The following is a 306-nucleotide window of genomic DNA, read 5'->3' on the forward strand; positions in this document are numbered from 1 at the left end:
TTCACGGGCACGAATACACTCCTAACAATACTTATGTGCGGCCAAACGGCGATCGGGAGTGCTGCATATGCCGCAATGATGCTGCTCGTAAATGTCGTGCTCGGCACGATGGTGCCCACCTCGCTAATTGAAGTTGGAGTAGGATATGTCGCTTGCGAGAACGGACGAATCTGTAAGCCGAGAGCGAGCCGCCAAGGCATCTGATCGGCTTTTGGCGAGCCTCAGACGGCATCACGGGGAAGAAGAACCGCCAGTTGTCGTTCCTGTTCCTGAGCCGCCCAAGCCTCTCCCGCCGATCCCGAACGC

It is taken from the genome of Bradyrhizobium jicamae (assembly GCF_001440395.1).
GTDB classification, from domain to species: domain Bacteria; phylum Pseudomonadota; class Alphaproteobacteria; order Rhizobiales; family Xanthobacteraceae; genus Bradyrhizobium; species Bradyrhizobium jicamae.